An 18,462-nucleotide genomic window follows, 5' to 3' on the forward strand; every position below is an offset into this window, starting at 1 on the left:
CCGCACCCCCGACAGGAGAGACGACGATGACCATCCGTGAAGTGGCGCACGAGATCACGGTCTCGGCGCCGGCCGATGTGGTCTACCGGCTGCTCGCCGAGGTGGAGAACTGGCCCCGGATCTTCCCGCCCACCATCCACGTCGACCACGTCGAACGCGGCGAGGGCGAGGAGCGGATCCGGATCTGGGCCACCGCCAACGGCGAGGCGAAGAACTGGACCTCGCACCGCACCCTGGACCCCGCGGCCCGCCGCATCACCTTCCGCCAGGAGGTCAGCGCGCCTCCGGTCGCCGCCATGGGCGGCACCTGGGTCATCGAGGCGCTGTCCCCGACCCGGTCCCTCGTCCGGCTGCTGCACGACTACCGGGCGGTCGACGACGACCCGGACGGCCTGCGCTGGATCGACGAGGCGGTCGACCGCAACTCCCGCTCCGAACTGGCCGCGCTCAAGGAGAACGTCGAACTGGCCTTCTCGACGGAGGACGTGACGTTCTCCTTCGAGGACTCCGTACTCGTCCAGGGCGCCGCCAAGGACGTCTACGACTTCGTGAACGAGGCGCACCTGTGGAGCGAGCGGCTGCCGCACGTGGCGAGCGTCCGGCTCGAGGAGGACACACCGGGCCTGCAGACCCTGGAGATGGACACCAGGGCCAAGGACGGCTCGACGCACACCACCAAGTCGTACCGGGTGACCTTCCCGCCGGACAGGATCGCCTACAAGCAGGTCACCCTGCCGGCGCTGATGACCCTGCACACCGGCATCTGGACGTTCACCGAGACGCCGGACGGGGTGCGGGCCGCCTCGCAGCACACCGTGACCCTCAACACGGCCAACATCGAGCGGGTCCTCGGCCCCGACGCCACCGTCGCCGGCGCACGCTCCTACGTGCACGAGGCGCTCAGCACCAACAGCCTCGCCACGCTGGGCCACGCCAAGGCCTACGCGGAGGCCAGGCGCTGACGGCCGCGCCCCCGGCCCGCCCGCCCGCAGGCGGCGCGGGCCGTCGCCGTGCGCCGCGGCGGACACGGCTCCGGCCGCCCCGCCCTCCCGCCCGGCGCGCCGGGAAGGCCGCGGCGCCGCCCTCGTCCCGGGGGCGGCGCGAGCCCGGGCCGGCGGCGCGAGCCCCGGCTGGGTCGGCCCTCCAGCACGGTTTGAGTCACCCAGTGCACCGTCGAGTTGCTTGCGGGATCCGCCGGGGCACACCCAGGACTCCGCGCCCGCACGCCCATCCCGGCACAACGGAGGAGTCACATGGAACGACGCGTAGTCATCACCGGGATCGGGGTGATCGCGCCGGGCGGCATCGGGCTGAAGGAATTCTGGTCACTGCTGACGTCCGGCCGCACCGCCACCCGGTCGATCACCCGATTCGACACGTCCCAGTTCCGCTCGCGGATCGCCGCGGAAGCCGACTTCGACCCCGAGCAGTCCGGTCTGTCGCCCCAGGAGACGAGCCGGATGGACCGTGCGGCGCAGTTCGCGGTCGTGTGCGCCCGGGAGGCCATGGCCGACAGCGGCCTGGACTTCGCGGGGCTCGACCCGCACCGCGTCGGCGTCACCGTCGGCAGCGCGGTGGGGGCAACGACGTCGCTGGACACCGAGTACAACGTGGTCAGCGACGGCGGCCGCAAGTGGCTGGTCGACCACCAGTACACGAGCAGGCACCTCTTCGGTCACTTCGTGCCGAGTTCGTTCGCCTCGGAGGTGGCCTGGGCCGTGGGCGCCCAGGGCCCGGCCGCCGTGGTCTCCACCGGCTGCACCTCGGGTCTGGACTCCGTCGGGCACGCCGCCGAGCTGATCCGTGAGGGCTCGGCCGACATCATGGTGGCCGGAGCCACCGAGGCCCCCATCTCCCCCATCACCGTGGCCTGCTTCGACGCCATCAAGGCGACGTCGCCGCGCAACGACGACCCCGGGCACGCCTCGCGCCCCTTCGACGCCTCCCGCAACGGCTTCGTGCTCGGCGAGGGTGCCGCGGTGTTCGTCCTGGAGGAACTGGGCCGGGCCAGGGCTCGCGACGCCCATCTGTACGCCGAGATCTCCGGCTTCGCCTCGCGCTGCAACGCCTACCACATGACGGGCCTGCGGCCGGACGGCAAGGAGATGGCGGAGGCCATCCGGGTCGCCCTGGACCAGGCCCGCCTCGATCCGACGGCCATCGACTACGTCAACGCGCACGGCTCGGGAACCAAGCAGAACGACCGCCACGAGACCGCCGCGTTCAAGAAGAGCCTGGGCGCGCACGCCTACGCGACCCCGGTCAGCTCCATCAAGTCGATGATCGGCCACTCGCTGGGGGCCATCGGCTCGCTGGAGATCGCCGCGAGCACCCTCGCCATCGAGCACGGCGTGATCCCGCCCACGGCCAACCTGCACGAACCCGACCCCGAGTGCGACCTGGACTACACGCCGCTGACGGCACGCGAACAGAACACCGAACGGGTCCTCACCGTGGGGAGCGGCTTCGGCGGCTTCCAGAGCGCGATGGTGCTGACCCGGCCCGACGGCACACGGAAAGGCAGTGTCCGATGAGCACGCCGACGAGCACCCGGGCGAGCGGGACGGCCGCCCCGCGGCCCTCCGCGGCCCCCGCCCACCCGGTGTTCACCGGGATGGGCGTCGCCGCGCCCAACGGCCTCGGCCGCGACCGCTGGTGGCAGGCCACCCTGGCCGGGGAGAGCGGCATCAGGCCGGTGTCCCGGTTCGACGCCCGCGGGTATCCGGCACAGCTCGCCGGGGAGGTCCCCGGCTTCGACGCGGCCGAGCACATCCCCGGCCGGCTGCTGCCGCAGACCGACCACATGACACGGCTCGCGCTCACCGCCGCGGACGAGGCGATCGCCGACAGCGGTCTCGACCCGCAGAGCGAGCCGGAGTTCGCGTCCGGGGTGGTGACCGCCGCGTCGGCGGGCGGCTTCGAGTTCGGCCAGCGGGAGCTGGAGGCACTGTGGGGCAAGGGCAGCCGCCACGTCAGCGCCTACCAGTCCTTCGCCTGGTTCTACGCCGTCAACACCGGCCAGATATCCATCAGGCACGGCCTGCGCGGCCCCAGCGGGGTCATCGTCAGCGAACAGGCCGGGGGGCTCGACGCGGTCGCCCAGGCCCGCCGGCAACTGCGCAAGGGCAGCCGGCGCATCGTCACGGGCGGGGTGGACGGGGCGATCTGCCCCTGGGGCTGGGCCGCGCTGCTCGCCGGCGGCCACATGAGCACCGTCTGCGACCCGGCCCGCGCGTTCCTGCCCTTCGACGCGGCCGCCTGCGGCCAGGTGGCCGGTGAGGGCGGAGCGATCCTCGTGCTGGAGGACGCGGCCACCGCCCGGGACCGCGGCGCCCGGCCCTACGGTGCGCTCGCGGGGTACGCGGCCACCTTCGACCCGCGGCCCGGCAGCGGGGGCGAACCGGGCCTGCGGCGGGCCGCGGAAGGCGCGCTCGCCGACGCGGGCCTGACCGCGGACGCGGTGGACGTGGTGTTCGCGGACGCCGCCGGGGTGCCGGAACTGGACCGGGCGGAGGCCGAGGCGATCTGCGCGCTGTTCGGGCCGCGCGGCGTGCCCGTCTCCGTGCCCAAGACCATGACGGGCCGGCTCGCCGCGGGCGGCGGTTCGCTGGATCTGGCCGCCGCCCTGCTGGCGCTGCGCGACGGGGTGGTCCCGCCCGCGGCGCACATCACCGGCGACGGCCTGCCCGGGCACCTCGCCCTGGACCTCGTCGTGGGCGCCCCCCGCCCCTTGCCGCTGCGCACCGCGCTGGTGCTGGCCCGGGGGCAGGGCGGCTTCAACGCGGCCACCGTGGTGACGGCTCCGTGAGGGGCGCCGGGGCGCGGCCCCGGTACATGCCGGAGGGCCTCCGCGGGCGTCGCCCGCGGAGGCCCTCCGGCATGCCCGGTCTCTTCGTGTCCCGGGGTGCCAGGTGGTGTCCCGTGCCGTCACACCAGGTCGTCGCGGCTGACGTGGCGCCGCCGCACGGCCGGCCCCTCGGGGCCGATCTCCAGGACGTCCTCGCAGGTGGCGCTGCACAGGATCGTCGCCTGACCGCCGCGCGGGGTCTCGATGAGCAGGACGTAGGAGCGTGCGGTCACCGTCGTCCCCTCCTGTCCGGTGACCGACACCATGCCCAGCCAGTGGCGGCGCTGGATGCCCTGCGCGGCGAAGTGGTCACTCGCCTTGCGGGCGGCCGCCCCGATCGCCTCGCGGCCGACGGTGGGCTCGGGCTGCCCGTTCGCCGCGAAGACGCCGTCCTCGGTGAAGGTGAGCATCCACGCGTCCACCTCGCCGCTGTCCAGCAGTTGCATCTGCCGCACGTAGAACTGCTGGACCTGCTGGTACAGCTCCGTCGAGGGCTGCTGTGCTCGCGGGGGGATCTCCTGCACGCTCATCGGGACTCCTCATCGCTCTGTGGCGTCGGTCCGGGCCCGGGGCCCGGGTCCGCTCCCCACCCTCCAGGCGGTCCCTCGTGCGCTCCTCGACAACCGATCGACCACCCGGGCGCTCAGGGTCCCCCACGTCTTGCCAGGGGCGGTGTCACACCTCGATCTGCTCGAAGATGTGCGGGTAGGACACGATGTGGTCGGGGAACTCGGCCGCCATGCGCTGGAACTCCGGGCTGCCGAACGCCGTGGCGAGCGCCTCGGTGGACTCCCAGACCGCGACGTTCATCATGAGCCGGCTGCCCGCGGTTCCCCGGTGCATCTGCAGCGAGACGAATCCCGGCTGGGCCTTCATGAACTCCGCCTGCCTTCGGAAGAGAGGAAGGAACTCCTCGGCCCTCTCCTCGGGAACGAAGAAGGTGTTGGCCAGGACGACGGGCCCCGTCCTCTCCTTGAACTGCGCGAACATCGGCGTCATCGGGTCCAGGGTCTCCAGCTTCGCCATCTTCGGTACTCCCTCTCGCTTCTCTCCGGAACCATTCCATCGTCCCGGCGCGAGCGGGCCCTGAAGTCAGCCGCAGCTCCTGTTCCGACGGGCGACTCCGGTCGCAGTACGTGACGGCATGTCAGACCTGGGGATGACACCGGGCCCCTGTCCTCCCGGCTCGGTCGGACCGAGCCCCCGTGTCACCGCATCACAAGAAGCGGATCGGAACCGCTCGCCACGGCGGCCGTCACAAACGGACCGGCACCGCTCGCCACGGCCGCCGCCGGGTCACTCCCCCGTGAGGCGGATGGCCTGGGCCGGGCAGGCCGACCGGGCCTCCTCCAGAGCGCGCTCGTCCGGTCCCTCCCCGGATCCGGCGCCGGCCCGGACCCGGCTCAGCCCCTCCTCGTCCTGTTCGAAGACCTCCGGGGCGTTCCAGGCGCAGAGCCCCGCGCCGATGCACACCTCGCGATCGACCTCGATCATCGCCATCTCCGTCGTCCCTCCTCACCGTTGCCCTGCGCCGGATCCGTCACCACTCGACCGGGAACTCGATCAGCCCCTGGATGGTGTCCCCCGGCTTGACCGGCAGCTCGTCCACGGTGACGGCCGAGCGCAGCCCGGGCAGCCGCCGGAACAGGGTGCCGAGTGCCACCTCCAGTTCCAGCCGCGCCAGGTTCTGCCCCAGGCACTGGTGGACCCCGAATCCGAACGCCAGATGGTGCTGCCCGCCGCGGTCCAGGCGCAGCTCGTCCGGTTCCGGGAAGTGGTCCGCGTCCCGGTTGATCATCGAGGTGTTGAAGACCACGCCCTCGCCCGCCCGGATCACCTGGGCGCCGCAGGGGATGTCCTCGGTGGCCACCCGCAACAGCTCGTCCACGACCGACAGGTGCCGCATCAGTTCGTCGACGGTCTGCGGCAGCAGCCCGGGATCGGCGCGCAGCGCGGCCAGCCGGTCCGGACGCTCCAGGAGCAGCAGCGTCCCGAGCGAGATCATGTTGGTGGTGGTCTCGTGCCCGGCCACCAGCAGGTTGAACGCCAGCCTGGCGATCTCCTCGCGGTCCGTCTGGCCGGTGAGCAGCCGGTCCCGGACTAGTTCGTCCAGCAGCCCGGAGTGCGGGCCGTCCTCCAGCCCCTGCCGCCGGCGCCGCTCCTTGTCGAGGAGGAGCCCCTCCAGGTAGCCCAGCATCTTGCCCCGCGCGGCCGCGGACTCTTCCGGCCCGGACCCGCGCATGACCAGCCGCGACAGCTCCTCGAAGGACGTGTGGTCCTCGTACGGCACCCCGAGCAGCAGACTGATCGCCATCGACGGCACGGGCAGCGCGAGCGCCGAGACCAGTTCGGCGGGCGGCCCCTGCTCGACCATCGTGTCCAGCAGCTCGTCGACGATCCGCTGGATCCGGGGCCGCAGCGCCCTGATGCGCGGCACGCCGAAGCCGGGGATCAGCATCCGGCGCTGCCGGCCGTGCTCCGGTTCGTCCGCGTTGAACAGCAAGGGGGGCAGGTGGCGCAGCGCCGTCAGCACATGGCTCGTCATGGGGAAGCCGGCCTTGCGCCGGTCGGCCGACAGCCGCGGGTCGCCGAGCAGCCTGCGGGCCTCGGCGTGGCCGGTCACCGCCCACGCGGTGCTGCCGTCGTAGAGCGTGACGCGGGTCAGCGGGCCCTCCTGCTGCAAGGACCGGTAGCCGGCGGGCGGTTCGTACGGGCAGGAGCGGTCCTGCGGGAAGGTGATGGGACGGGTCACCGGGCCTCCTCGGTGGTGATGACGGGGTTCTTCGTCGCGGCCTGCTGCCCCGGCTCCTGCGGCGGTCACGGAAGCAGAGGGGGTCACCGGTGGACGTCGAGGAGGGCGGAGCCGAGCGCCGGATCCGCATCTGCTCGGGTCTTATCGAATGACACACGGTCACTCAAAGATCCCTCGACGTGTCCTCGTGCATTCGAAACAGCGGCGGCCGAGGAATGAAAGAAATAGAGATGCGCGCATTCCATGGTCAGGATCCCCAGGATGCCCGGTGACGGTAGCGGCGCACTGGAGGCGAAATAGAGGCGCGGTAGAGAACTGCCGAACGGTAAATGGGCAGTTGACATCGCGACAGACGCGGTGGCACGGTAATGCGCAGCGGGGCTGCCGAGCCAGATTTCTTCGAATTCCTCTCATAAGCGCCCCGGCCCTTCGGTCATTTCCCGGCCGCGCGCATCGTCCGCCCGGTCACCGCCCTTTTCTCTCCGCGGCTTCCTGCCGCGGTTCCCGCCTGCCAAGGAGGCCCCATGGACGCTCCGGTGATCATCGTCGGCGCGGGCCCCGCGGGGCTCGTGCTGGCCGCGGAACTGCGCCTCGGCGGCGTCGAGGCCCTCGTACTGGACCGGCTGGAGAAGCCGTCGCAGGAGTCGCGGAGCCTGGGCTTCACCGCCCGCGCGGTGGAACTGTTCGACCAGCGCGGACTGCTGTCCCGCTTCGGCGACCTGGGGATCAGCGCCTCGGGGCACTTCGGCGGGCTGCCGCTGGACTACAGCGTCCTGATGGACGCCCACTTCGGGGCGCGGAGCATCCCGCAGGCCACCACCGAGCGGGTGCTCGGGGAGTGGGCGGCGGAGCTGGGCGCCGACGTCCGGCGCGGCTGGACCGTGGTCGGCCTGCACGACGACGGCGACAGCGTGCGGGTCGAGGTCGAGACGCCGGGCGGGCCGCGCCTGCTGCGCTGCCGCTACCTGGTCGGCTGCGACGGCGGCCACAGCTTCGTGCGCGCTGCCGCCGGGTTCGAGTTCCCGGGGACCCCGTCAACCCGCGAGATGTTCGTCGCCGACATCGGCGGGTGCGCGCTCAGGCCGCGTCCGATCGGTGAACGGCTGCCGGCCGGCATGGTGATGGCCACCCCGCTCGGCGACGGCGTCGACCGCATCATCGTCGTCGAGCACGGCGTCCCGCCCCGGCGGCGCACCCGGCCCCCGGAGTTCGCCGAGGTGGCGGACGCCTGGGAGCGGCTGACGGGGGAGGACATGCGCGGCGGCACCGCGCACTGGATCAGCTCCTTCGGCGATGCGACGCGCCAGGTCACCGAGTACCGGCGGGGTTCGGTGCTGCTGGCCGGCGACGCCGCCCACACCCATCTCCCGGTGGGCGGCCAGGGGCTGAGCGTCGGTGTGCAGGACGCCGTCAACCTCGGCTGGAAGCTCGCCGCGGTGGTGCGCGGGTCGGCGCCGCCGGCGCTGCTCGACTCCTACCACGCCGAACGCCATCCCGTCGGCGCCCGGCTGCTGGTCAACACGCTGGCCCAGGGCGTGCTCTTCCTGTCCGGCTCGGAGGTCGAGCCGCTGCGCGAGGTGGTCGCGGACCTGATGGAGCTGGACGAGGTCCGCCGCCATCTGGCCGGGATGGTCAGCGGTCTCGACATCCGCTACGACGTCGGCCCCGGCACCCATCCGCTGCTCGGCGCCCGCGTCCCCAAGCGGGAGCTGCGCGGGCCCGACGGGCCGACGACCACCATCGCGGGCCTGCGCACCGGCCGCGGCGTGCTGCTGGACCTGGCGGACGACCCGGAGCTGCGCCGGGCCGCCGAGCCCTGGGCCGACCGGGTCGACGTGGTGACGGCGGCCCCGCACCACCTCCCGCAGGGCTGTCTGCTCACCGGGGCGTCCGCCGTGCTGCTGCGCCCCGACGGCCATGTCGCCTGGGCGGACCCCGGTTGCGGGCCGCTGTCCGACGCGCTGGACCGCTGGTTCGGGACGAGCCGGGTGGCGGCCTCCCGTCAGTAATCGCCTTCGAATGAGGAGAGATCGATGCACAGCACCTTGATCGTCGCCCGGATGGACCCGTCGTCGCAGGCCGAGGTCTCCCGCATCTTCGGGGAGTTCGACACCACGGAGATGCCGGGGCTGATGGGCACCCGACGCCGTCAGCTGTTCAGCTACCGCGGCCTCTACTTCCACCTCCAGGACTTCGACTCCGACGGCGGCGGCGCGGCCATCGAGGAGGCCAGGAACCACCCGCTCTTCGTGAACGTCAGCGCCGACCTGAAGCCGTTCATCGAGGCCTACGACCCGGCCACCTGGCGCTCGCCCGCCGACGCGATGGCACAGCGCTTCTACCACTGGGACGCCCGGTGAACGAGCTGCCGGGCGACGGCCGCCCCGCGAGCCGCGGACTCGGCCTCCCCGGTGCGGGCGCGTCCCGGTCCCCGGCGGCGACGGCCGGCGGCGGCCCGGCGCCCGAGTGCCTGGGGCCGTTCCCGGCGGGCGCCGCCCCGGGGCGCGCCGGGGACCACGCCGAAGGCCGGTGCTGACGTGGACGACCGGGTCATCGTCGTCGGTGCCGGGCCCGTCGGGCTGGCGCTCGCCGGTGAACTGCGCGTGGGCGGGGCCGAGGTGACGGTGCTGGAGCGGCTGGCGGCGCCGACGACGGAGTCCAGGGCCACCACCCTGGACGCCCGCACCATGGAACTCCTGGACGAGCGGGGCCTGCTGGCGCCGCTCGGCACCGTGCCCCGTGAACCCCGGGGGCACTTCGGCGGTCTGCCCCTCGACCTGGACGGCCAGCCCTCCCCGTTCGCGGGCCAGTGGAAGGTGCCGCAGGCGCGCATCGAGGCGCTGCTCGGCGACCGGGCGCGCCGGCTCGGCGCGGACATCAGGCGTGAGCACGAGGTCCGCGCGCTGCGTCCGGCCGCGGACGGCGTGAGCGTCGACGCCGTCACCGGCGGTTCCGGACGGCACGTGCGGCTGACCGCCGGGTACGTGGTGGGCTGTGACGGCGAGGAGAGCACGGTCGCGGCCCTGGCGGGCTTCGAGTTCCCCGGCCGGGACGCCCGCCGCGAGCTGCTGCGCTGCGACGTCCGCGGGGTGGACATTCCCGACCGCCGCTTCCAGCGGCTGCCCCGCGGCTTCGCGGTCGCCGCGACGCGGGAGGGACTGACCCGGGTCATGGTGCACGAGTACGGGCGCACGCCCGCGGTGCGTACCGCCGCACCCGGCTTCGACGAGGTCGCCGAGGCGTGGGCGCGGGTGACCGGGGAGGACATCAGCGGCGGCACCCCGGTGTGGGTGAACGCCTTCGGCGATGTCAGCCGCCAGGCCGCGCACTACCGCCGGGGTCGGGTGCTGCTGGCCGGGGACGCCGCCCACCGCCACCTTCCGGTCGGCGGCCAGGCCGTCAACCTCGGCCTGCAGGACGCCTTCGACCTGGGCTGGAAGCTCGCCGCCGAGGTCGCGGGCACCGCGCCGGCCGGGCTGCTGGACTCGTACCACGACGAGCGGCACCGGGCCGGCCGCCGTGCCATGGCGGTCATCGACGCCCAGGCCCTCATCATGCTCGGCGGCCCGGAGATCGAGCCGGTGCGCTCCTTGTTCGGCGAACTCCTCGGCCACCGGGCGGTGCGCGACCTGCTGGCCGCCCGGCTCGGCGGTCTGGACGCCGGCACCGGGCGCCCGCCCGGGCCGGCCGGGACACCGAAGCGCGGGCAGGAGGTCTCGTCGTGATCTCCCGTCGGGCGCTGCTCGGGACGGCCGCGGCGGTCCCCGCCATCCGTGTCCTGGGTTCGGGCTCCGTCGCCTGGAGCCGGCTGGACAGGCACCTCACCGGTGACCTGGTGCTCCCCTCCGACGCCCGGTACGCGACCGCCAGGCAGCTGGACCTGATGCAGTTCGACACCATCGCCCCGCAGGCCGTCGCGTACTGCGCGGACGCGCGGGACGCGGCGCTGTGCCTGGCCTTCGCACAGCAGAACGGACTGGCTCCGGCGGTGCGCAGCGGCGGCCACAGCGCTGCGGGGTACTCCACCGGCACCGGCCTGGTGGTGGACGTGTCCCGGCTGGACTCGGTGCGGGTCGGCGGGGGTTCGGTGACGCTGGGCCCGGGCGCGCAGAACGTCGACGTGCTGAACACGCTGGCCGACTCGGGTCTGGCCCTCACCGGCGGCGCGTGCCCGACCGTCGCCGCCGGCGGGTTCGTCCAGGGCGGCGGGCTGGGGTTCCTCTCCCGGACGCTCGGCATGGCCTGCGACGCCCTGACCTCGGCGACGGTGGTGCTGGCGAGCGGCGAGGCCGTGACGGCCTCCGCGCGGGAGCACCCGGACCTGTTCTGGGCGCTGCGCGGCGGCGGAGGCGGCAACTTCGGCATCGTCACGTCCTACACGCTGACGCCGTCGGTCCTGTCGCAGGTGGCGACGGCGCGCCTCGGCTACGGCTACGACCAGGCGCTCGACATGCTCGACGGCTACTCCCGGTGGCTGGCCGAGTGCCCCCGCACGATCGGCTCGGCGGCGGTGGTCACCCTCGCCGACGCCGCGCCGGGCAACGTCCCGGTCCCGTCGGTCATCGTGGTCTCCACCGGGAGCCCGGCCGAACTCGACGCTGAGCTGGCCCGGTTGGGCTCCCTGACCGGCGCGCCGGCCGCGCGGCAGACGTCGGTGCTGTCCTACCGCGACCTGATGACGGGGATCTTCGGATGCGCGGGCAGGACCACCGAGGAGTGCCACCGGTCGGACGTCTTCCCGCGCGGGCGGCTTCCCCGGACCGCTTTCGCGCTGGAGCGCAGCCGCCTGGTCCGTGAGGACGTGCCGCGCGACGGCTGGGCCCGCGTCCTGGCGCTCTTCGACGACCAGCGGGTGTCCGGCGGCCAGACGCACGGCCTCCAGGTGCTGCCGGTCGACGGCGCCGTCCGGGACCTGGACCGCACCGCGACGGCCTTCGTGCACCGCGACAGCCGCTTCTCCGTCAACTTCCAGGGCTTCATGGCGCAGGGGCCGGTCACCGACGAGCTGCGGGCCGCCGCGAAGGCCTGGGTCGACGCGGGCTTCGCGGCCGTCGACCCGCTCTCGTCGGGCGAGGCCTACCAGAACTTCATCGACCCGGACCTGGCGGACTGGAAGACCTCCTATTACGCCGAGAACTATCCGCGACTGGTGAAGACCAAGAACAGCTACGACCCGAACGGCCTCTTCGGCTTCGCGCAGGGCATAGGCGCGGCCTGAAGGGGCGGCAGTGAATCGATACCGAGAGAAAGAGACAGAAATGGCCAAGCTGGAGAACCTGGACCCGACCACGCCGCTGTTCGCGCAGTTCAGGGAGAAGACCGGGCCGATCGTCCTGGCCAACACCTTCATCGTCCCGAAGGACAGGTCCGAGTCCTTCCTGGCCCACTGGAAGAAGCAGGCCGAGTTCATGAAGGCGCAGCCGGGATTCGTCTCCCTGCAGATGCACCAGGGCACGGCGGGCAGCCGGCAGTTCATGAACGTCGCGGTCTGGGAGTCGACCGAGGCCCTCGCCAAGGCGCTCGGCAACCCGCAGTTCCAGGCCATGTCCGCGCAGGTCCCCGACGACATCGTGTCGTACGCGCACATCTTCGAGAAGATCGCCGTCGAGGGCCTCTGCGAGGCCTGACCCGGATCTCACAGCACATGTCCCAGCGATTCCGGCACCTCCCGCGGAGGTGCCGTACTCGCTTTCCGACGCCGGTCCGCACCGTCCGGCGCGGCGCCCACCCGGGGCGGGAAAAACGTTCCCGGCCCCCGAGGGGAGGAACGTCACGTCTCCCCGCCGCGGTGGCGACGCCGTACACCGAAAGCCGCTCCGGCTCGCCGAACTCACTTACTGAATGGGGACTTCACCATGGATGTCGGACTTCTCTTCGACCTCCGGAACCCGGAGGGCTGGAAGCGCCCCTGGGCCGACCACTACGCGCAGAACCTGGAATTCTGCGAGGAGGCGGACCGGCGGGGCGTGGGCGGGCTGTGGTTCACCGAGCACCACCTCTTCGAGGACGGTTATCTGCCGCAGCCGCTGACCTTCGCCGCCGCCGCCGCGGCCCGCACCCGCCGGGCCCGGATCGGCACCTCGGTGGTGCTGCCCGCGCTGCGCAGGCCCGCCCAGCTCGCGGAGGAGGCGGCGATCGTCGACCTCGTGAGCGGCGGACGCCTCGAACTGGGCATGGGCGCCGGCTACCGGGTTCCCGAGTACGACCTGATGGGCGCGGACTTCACGCGGCGGTTCCGGCGGACCGAGGAGAACATCCGCGAGGTCCGCAGGCTCTGGGAGGAGGGCGGCATCACCCCGGGCCCGGTCCAGGAACCCGTTCCGCTGTGGGGCGGCTTCTACGGGCCCCGGGGCGCGCGGATGGCCGGCCGGCTCGGCATCGGGCTGCTGCACATCTCCCGCGAGCTGTTCCCGCACTACCGCGAGGGCCTGGTCGAGGGCGGCCACGACCCGGCGACCGCCCGGCTCTCCGGCCTGCTGCCGATCATCCTCGCCGACGACCCGGAGGAGGCGTGGGCGCGCGTCGCGCCCTGTCTCGCCCACCAGATGAACAGCTACCGGCAGTCGTCGGTGGAGGGCACCGACAAGCCCCGGCCGCCGATCATCCACCCCGACGAGTTCCGCAACCGGACCTCCAACGCCCCGTGGGGCGCGTTGAAGATCCTCACTCCCGGGGAAGCCGCCGCCGAGATCAAGGAGACGGTCGAGGGACTGCCGGTGGAGCACCTGATCTTCTGGGCGAGCATCGCCGGCATGCCGGACGACCTGACCGCCCGGAACATCGAGCTGGTCAGCGAGGAGCTGCCGCCGCTGCTGGGCCGGTGACGGCCGCCCCGGCACCCGCCGTCCGGCCGCACGGTGACGACGATCGCCATGATCTCGTCCAGGGCGTGCCGGGCGTTGCCGGGGCACACACGATCTCGTCCGGGACGTCCCGGGCCTTGCCGGGGCAGTCCGTGATCTCGTCCAGGGCGTGCCGGGCCTTCCCGGGGCTTCCGTGGTGCCGGATCCTCCTGCGGCTCGCGGCGGCGGGCCGCCCTGCCCGAGCGCCCGCCGCAGGTACCGCCCGCCCGCGCCCGCCGCATGGACGGCGTCCGCCCGCGCTCACCGCACGGTGAGCGCGGGAGCCGTGTGCTGCTCGGCCTCGCGTTCGGCGGTGTACTGGTCGCGGTAGTAGCCCTCCTGAGCGAGGAGCTCGGTGTGGCTGCCGCGCTGGACGACGTGCCCCGCGCGCAGCACCACGATCTCGTCGGCCGGCTCCAGGCCGCGCAGGCGGTGGCTGACCAGGAGGAGGGACCGGTCGCCCGCCGCGGCCAGGGTGTCACGGAGCAGGGCGTCGGCCGTCAGGGGATCGACGGACTCGGTGGGCTCGTCCAGGACGAGGACGCGGGGATCGGCGAGCAGGGCCGCGGCGAGTGCCAGCCGCTGGCGCTGGCCGCCCGACAGGTCGGCCGCGTCGTCCCGTACTCCGGTGTCCAGGCCGCCCGGCAGGGCACGGATCCAGTCGGCGGCACCGGCCTGTTCGAGGGCGGACCACAGTTCGGCATCCTCGGCGTCCGGCCGGCCGGTCCTGAGCACGGAGCGGACCGTGCCGGCGAAGACGTAGTGCTCCTGGGTGAGTCCGCACACCAGACGGGGCCGCAGCTGCCGGCCCCCCGCCCGCTCCACCGGCACACCGTTCAGCGTCACCTGTCCCGCCCCGGGGCGGACGAATCCCAGCGCGGCGGCCAGTACGGTGCTCTTGCCCGCGCCGCTCGGCCCGACCAGGGCGACCTTGCGGCCCGGGGCCAGGGACAGGCCGAATCCGCTCAGGGCCGCCCGGGAAGCTCCCGGGGGCACCACGGTGACATCGTCGAACTCCAGCGTGAGGGGGCCCGCGGGCACCGGATGCGGGTGCGCGGGTTCGGGGACGGGCGGGCGGGCGCGCAGGACTTCCCGCAACCGCCGCAGCCCATGGCCGAGTTCACCGAACCGCTCCGCCGCGGCCTGCACGGGAGCGCTCGTCTCCACGGCGGCGAGCGCGGTCAGGGTGAGGACGGCGACGGTGACCGGGCCGAGCCGCCCGGCGTCCTGGGCCCTCGCGGCGAGCACCGCCACCGCGCCGGTCGTCGCCAGCCGGACCAGGAGCCCCGCGGCGCCGGCGGTGGCTCCGCGCAGCGCCACGGAGCGTTCCAGCCGGGCGACGGTCCGCGCGGCGGCGCGCTCGCGCCCGGTGGCGGCGGCCGACGCGCCGCAGACCGCGAGGTCCTCGGCCCCCTCGATGATGTCCACGCTGCGCACCGCCAGCAGGCCGCGGGCCCGCACCAGGCGTACCCGCGCCCGGTCCAGGGCGGCGGCCGCCGCCACCGGCAGCAGCACCGAGCCGGCCAGCAGGCCGCAGCCCAGCGCGGCTCCCGCCGCGGGCAGTTGCAGCCAGGCCCAGGCGGTGACACCGGCGCCGACCGTGAGCGCCGCGAGGCCGGGCAGCACCACCCGGACCACCAGGTCCTGCACCGCCTCCACGTCCGCGAGCAGCCGGGTGAGCAGGTCACCGCGGCGGAACGCGGGCTGCCCGGCGGGGGCCAGCGGTTCCAGGGCGTCGAAGAACCGGCCGCGCACCCGCTCCATGATCCGCAGCGCCGCGTCGTGTCCGGCCAGCCGCTCGCCGTAGCGCAGCGTGCCGCGGACGATCGCCAGGGCGCGGACCGCCACGACCGCCACCGACAGGGCGGCGAGCGGGGGCTGCTCGGAGGCCCGGCAGATCAGCCAGGCGGCGGTGCCGGTCAGGGCCACCGCCGACGCCTCGCACAGTGCCGTGGCGAGGGCCGCGAGGACCAGGCGGGTCCGCAGCAGTGCGGGGGCCGAACCCCTCATCATGTCGGCTGTCCTTCCAGCAGGCGCGGCTGTACGTCGACCGAGCCGTGAGCGGCGTGGAAGACCGTGTCCGCGAGTTCCATGACCCGGGGGCGGTGGGTGACCACCAGCACCGTGGTGCGCTCGTTCCCGGCGAGGGCGCGCAGGGCGCCGAGCACCCGCTGCTCCGTCTCGCCGTCCAGCCGGGCGGTGGGCTCGTCGAGCAGCAGCAGCGCCGGCTTGCGCAGCAGGGCGCGGGCCAGCGCGATCCGCTGCCGTTCACCGGCGCTGAGCAGCGCGCCGCCGTCGCCGAGCGGGGTCGCCGGGCCGTCGGGCAGTGCCGCCACGAAGTCGGCGGCCCCCGCCGCGGCGAGCGCCTGCCACACCTCGTCGGGGCCGGCGTCGGGGCGGCCGAGGCGGACGTTGTCCGCGAGGGACATGGCGAACAGGTGCGGCCGCTGCGGCACCACCCCGAGCACGTCGGTCCACGCGGCGCCGGGGACGTGCGGCAGCGCGTGGGACCCGACGCGGATCTCACCGCCGAGCGGTGCGAGCTGGCCGGCGAGGGTGCGCAGCAGGGTGCTCTTGCCCGCGCCGCTGGGTCCGGTCAGCGCGTGGCAGCGGCCGGGTTCGAGCGTCAGCGACACCCCGGTCAGGGCGGCGGGGCCGCCCGGGAACCCGACCGTCAGCCGGTCCAGGACGACAGGCGCGCGGGCCGGGCTGGGCACGGGCACCGGGTGCGGCCCCGACGCGGCGGGCCGCGCCGGCTCAGGGGCGGCCGCCGTGATCCGGCGGGCCTGTTCGAGTACGGCCCGGCCCTCCTGGCTCGCGTGGAAGCGCAGCGCCAGGGAGCGCAGCGGACGGTACGCCTCCGGTGTGAGCAGCAGGACGGCGAGGCCCGCGGTGAGCGACATGTCCCCGGCGAGCAGCCGGAATCCGACCGGCACCGCGATCAGGGCGACGGCCAGGGTGGTCATGGTCTCGAGGACGAAGGACGACAGGAACGCCTGGCGCAGGGTGGCCATCGTGACCACCCGCAGCTCGGTGCCGGCCGCGCGGATGCGCCGGGCCGCGTCGTCCTGCCGCCCGAACACCCGCAGGGTGGTGAGTCCGCCGACCGCCTGGCGGAAGCGCTCGCCCAGGCGCAGGAGCACGTTCCAGTGCCGCTCGGTACGCGCCTTGGTGTGCAGTCCGACGACGGCCAGCACCAGCGGGACGAAGGGGAGCGTGACCAGCACGGTGAGCCCGGAGGGCAGGTCGAGGTACAGCAGCGTGCACACGACGGCGGGCGGCACCACGACGGCGTGCGGCAGCACGGCCACGGCGCCCGAGACGTAGCCCTCCAGCGCGTCCGCGCCGCGCGTCAGCACGGCCACCACGGCGGCGGGCCGCGGCCCCGCGCCCCGGATCCGGCCCCGGCCCGCGGCCTCGACCAGCTCCTCGCGCAACGCCTGCTGCACCCGCGTCGCCTCCCGCGCCGGATACCAGCGTTCCCACCAGGCGAGTCCGCACCGGGCCGCGACGGCCCCGGCGGCCAGGGGCAGCGGCACCGTGGCGAAGGCCTCGCGGGAGCCGTCGTCGAAGAGGGCGGCGAGCACCCGGGCGAGGAGCAGCGCCTGGGCGACGACCAGCGCGCCGCCGAGCGCCGCACCGGCGGTGCACACCAGGAGGAACACCTTCACGCGCGGGTGGATCCGCACCAGTTCGGGGTCGAGCGGTCCGTGCTTCATGCGTCCCCCGGGGGCGTCAGTGGAAGGCGGGGGCCGTGGACCGCTCCGCGGGTGCGCGCAGCAGCCACCACATCCGCAGTTGTACGGCGATCACCAGCACCAGGACCGGGCCCGCGGTCCAGGTGATCAGGGCCAGTGCGGTGCTGTCCGCGGCGAGGTCCTGGGCCGCGACGGCCCGCACTCCGGACCGTGCGGGGGTCGCCAGGTACGGGTACTTGGCCGCGAACACGGCGACCGGCGCGAGCCCCACCGCGACGGTCGTGGCCGCGTACGCCCGCCAGGGCCGGCCGGCGGACAGCGCGCGGACGGCCGGCAGCAGGGCGAGCACGGCGAGCGCGAGCAGCAGCAGCGCCAGGGCGGGCCGGCGCAGCGCGCTCCCGTCGGTGTGCCCGCCGGCCCAGGACGCGAGGGCGGTCAGGGCGACGAGCAGGCAGCCGGCGCCGCACAGCCGGCGGGCGAGGACGCCGGCGCGGGCGGCGACCGCCCCGGTGGTGCGGGCGGCGGTGAAGGCGCAGCCGTGCGCGCCGAGCAGCGCGACGGCACTGACCCCGCCCAGCAGGGCGTACGGGGTGAACGCCGCGCCGCTGCCCACCACATGGCCGCCGCCGTCGAGGTCGAGCGATCCGGCGACGGCGACCAGGAACGCTCCCCAGCCGAACGCCGCCGCGGTGCCGGCCGCGCAGATCACGCCGTCCCACCGCCTGCGCACGGTGGCCCCGGGGTGCCGGCTGCGGAGCATCACGGCGCTGATCAGGACCAGTGCGCCGGCCATGGCGATCAGGGCGAACGGCGCGGCCCCGACCAGGAGTTGGGTCTCCAGGCCCGGCATGGTGCCCACCAGGACGCCGAGGGACACCAGCAGCCAGGACTCGTTGACGAGCAGGAACGGGCCGAGGCCGCCGAGCACCTGCCGGCGTTCGCGGTCGTCACGGGCCGTGAACAGCAGGGTCGAGCCCACTCCGTAATTGGTGCCGGCGAGCGTCAGGTAGCCGGTGAACAAGGCGATGAACCCGATGGTCCACAAGGTCGGGTAACTCATGGCCGGTGTGCTCCTTTGCAGCGTGAGGTGCGGGGCGGGACGAGCCGGGAGGAGGAGGCGGGCGCCGTGACGGGCAGGCTCCGGGGCCTGTCCGGCGGATCTTGTCGCGGTCGCGGCCCGGTGCGGAGCGGCTGATGCGACCGGGGGTACGCACCTGTGCCGCGTCGTCGCCGGCTGTCCACGTTCGCGTGGACGCCCTCCTCCGCCTCGCAGCCGCACGCACCGGCCCCCGCCCTCCGGTAGGGAGAGGCGCGGGCCACGAC

The 18,462-nt window shown here is 74.1% G+C and carries 16 protein-coding genes; 9 read left to right on the forward strand and 7 right to left on the reverse strand.

Going from position 1 to position 18,462, the window contains the following annotated elements; translation table 11 throughout:
- Window positions 1-26: 26 nt before the first annotated feature.
- The 3 genes from AC6I72_RS35740 to AC6I72_RS35750 all read left to right on the forward strand — a co-directional run bounded on the left by AC6I72_RS35740 (window position 27) and on the right by AC6I72_RS35750 (window position 3,808).
- Window positions 27-962 (forward strand): aromatase/cyclase, encoded by a 936-nt coding sequence (locus tag AC6I72_RS35740; protein WP_498005729.1) that lies wholly within the window; start codon window positions 27-29, stop codon window positions 960-962.
- Between the two features lie 291 nt (window positions 963-1,253).
- Window positions 1,254-2,534 (forward strand): beta-ketoacyl-[acyl-carrier-protein] synthase family protein, encoded by a 1,281-nt coding sequence (locus tag AC6I72_RS35745; RefSeq protein ID WP_498005731.1) that lies wholly within the window; start codon window positions 1,254-1,256, stop codon window positions 2,532-2,534.
- On the forward strand, window positions 2,531-3,808 hold the full coding sequence (locus AC6I72_RS35750) for a ketosynthase chain-length factor (RefSeq protein WP_498005733.1): 1,278 nt from the start codon (window positions 2,531-2,533) through the stop codon (window positions 3,806-3,808). The genes AC6I72_RS35745 and AC6I72_RS35750 overlap by 4 nt, the downstream gene beginning before the upstream one ends.
- A gap of 119 nt (window positions 3,809-3,927) precedes the next feature.
- On the opposite strand, the gene AC6I72_RS35755 is transcribed toward AC6I72_RS35750, so the two are convergent.
- The 4 genes from AC6I72_RS35755 to AC6I72_RS35770 all read right to left on the reverse strand — a co-directional run bounded on the left by AC6I72_RS35755 (window position 3,928) and on the right by AC6I72_RS35770 (window position 6,599).
- The gene (locus tag AC6I72_RS35755) at window positions 3,928-4,377 is read right to left on the reverse strand and encodes a nuclear transport factor 2 family protein (protein ID WP_498005734.1); all 450 of its coding nucleotides are present in this window, start codon (window positions 4,375-4,377) and stop codon (window positions 3,928-3,930) included.
- Window positions 4,378-4,522: 145 nt separating this feature from the next.
- Window positions 4,523-4,873: an antibiotic biosynthesis monooxygenase family protein gene (locus AC6I72_RS35760; protein ID WP_498005736.1), complete on the reverse strand. Its 351-nt coding sequence runs from the start codon at window positions 4,871-4,873 to the stop codon at window positions 4,523-4,525.
- A gap of 270 nt (window positions 4,874-5,143) precedes the next feature.
- Entirely contained in the window at window positions 5,144-5,347 is a 204-nt protein-coding gene (locus tag AC6I72_RS35765; RefSeq protein ID WP_498005738.1) for a ferredoxin, read from the reverse strand.
- 40 nt (window positions 5,348-5,387) lie between these two features.
- Entirely contained in the window at window positions 5,388-6,599 is a 1,212-nt protein-coding gene (locus AC6I72_RS35770) for a cytochrome P450 (RefSeq protein WP_498005740.1), read from the reverse strand.
- Window positions 6,600-7,123: 524 nt separating this feature from the next.
- On the opposite strand from AC6I72_RS35770, the gene AC6I72_RS35775 reads away from it, so the two are divergent.
- The 6 genes from AC6I72_RS35775 to AC6I72_RS35800 all read left to right on the forward strand — a co-directional run bounded on the left by AC6I72_RS35775 (window position 7,124) and on the right by AC6I72_RS35800 (window position 13,423).
- A complete protein-coding gene (locus tag AC6I72_RS35775; protein WP_498005741.1) occupies window positions 7,124-8,608 on the forward strand; it encodes an FAD-dependent monooxygenase in 1,485 nt (494 codons plus the stop codon).
- A 24-nt stretch (window positions 8,609-8,632) separates the two neighbouring features.
- A complete protein-coding gene (locus tag AC6I72_RS35780) occupies window positions 8,633-8,959 on the forward strand; it encodes a TcmI family type II polyketide cyclase (protein WP_498005742.1) in 327 nt (108 codons plus the stop codon).
- 177 nt (window positions 8,960-9,136) lie between these two features.
- Window positions 9,137-10,324 (forward strand): FAD-dependent monooxygenase, encoded by a 1,188-nt coding sequence (locus AC6I72_RS35785; RefSeq protein ID WP_498005744.1) that lies wholly within the window; start codon window positions 9,137-9,139, stop codon window positions 10,322-10,324.
- Window positions 10,321-11,817 (forward strand): FAD-binding oxidoreductase, encoded by a 1,497-nt coding sequence (locus tag AC6I72_RS35790; RefSeq protein WP_498005746.1) that lies wholly within the window; start codon window positions 10,321-10,323, stop codon window positions 11,815-11,817. The genes AC6I72_RS35785 and AC6I72_RS35790 overlap by 4 nt, the downstream gene beginning before the upstream one ends.
- 40 nt (window positions 11,818-11,857) lie before the next feature.
- Complete coding sequence (locus AC6I72_RS35795) at window positions 11,858-12,226, forward strand: antibiotic biosynthesis monooxygenase family protein (protein ID WP_498005748.1); 369 nt, start codon at window positions 11,858-11,860, stop codon at window positions 12,224-12,226.
- A 228-nt stretch (window positions 12,227-12,454) separates the two neighbouring features.
- Window positions 12,455-13,423 (forward strand): LLM class flavin-dependent oxidoreductase, encoded by a 969-nt coding sequence (locus AC6I72_RS35800; RefSeq protein WP_498005749.1) that lies wholly within the window; start codon window positions 12,455-12,457, stop codon window positions 13,421-13,423.
- Window positions 13,424-13,702: 279 nt separating this feature from the next.
- Here AC6I72_RS35800 and cydC read toward each other — a convergent pair whose 3' ends face one another.
- The 3 genes from cydC to AC6I72_RS35815 are packed head-to-tail and all read right to left on the reverse strand — an operon-like array spanning window position 13,703 to window position 18,199.
- Entirely contained in the window at window positions 13,703-15,454 is a 1,752-nt protein-coding gene (gene cydC, locus AC6I72_RS35805) for a thiol reductant ABC exporter subunit CydC (protein ID WP_498005751.1), read from the reverse strand.
- Window positions 15,451-17,160 (reverse strand): thiol reductant ABC exporter subunit CydD, encoded by a 1,710-nt coding sequence (cydD, locus tag AC6I72_RS35810; RefSeq protein ID WP_498005753.1) that lies wholly within the window; start codon window positions 17,158-17,160, stop codon window positions 15,451-15,453. Before cydD ends, cydC begins: the two co-directional genes overlap by 4 nt.
- Window positions 17,161-17,176: 16 nt before the next feature.
- Window positions 17,177-18,199, reverse strand: a complete 1,023-nt coding sequence (locus AC6I72_RS35815; RefSeq protein WP_498005755.1) for a cytochrome d ubiquinol oxidase subunit II — start codon at window positions 18,197-18,199, stop codon at window positions 17,177-17,179.
- Between the last annotated feature and the right edge of the window lie 263 nt (window positions 18,200-18,462).

It is taken from the genome of Streptomyces sp. Xyl84 (assembly GCF_059731885.1).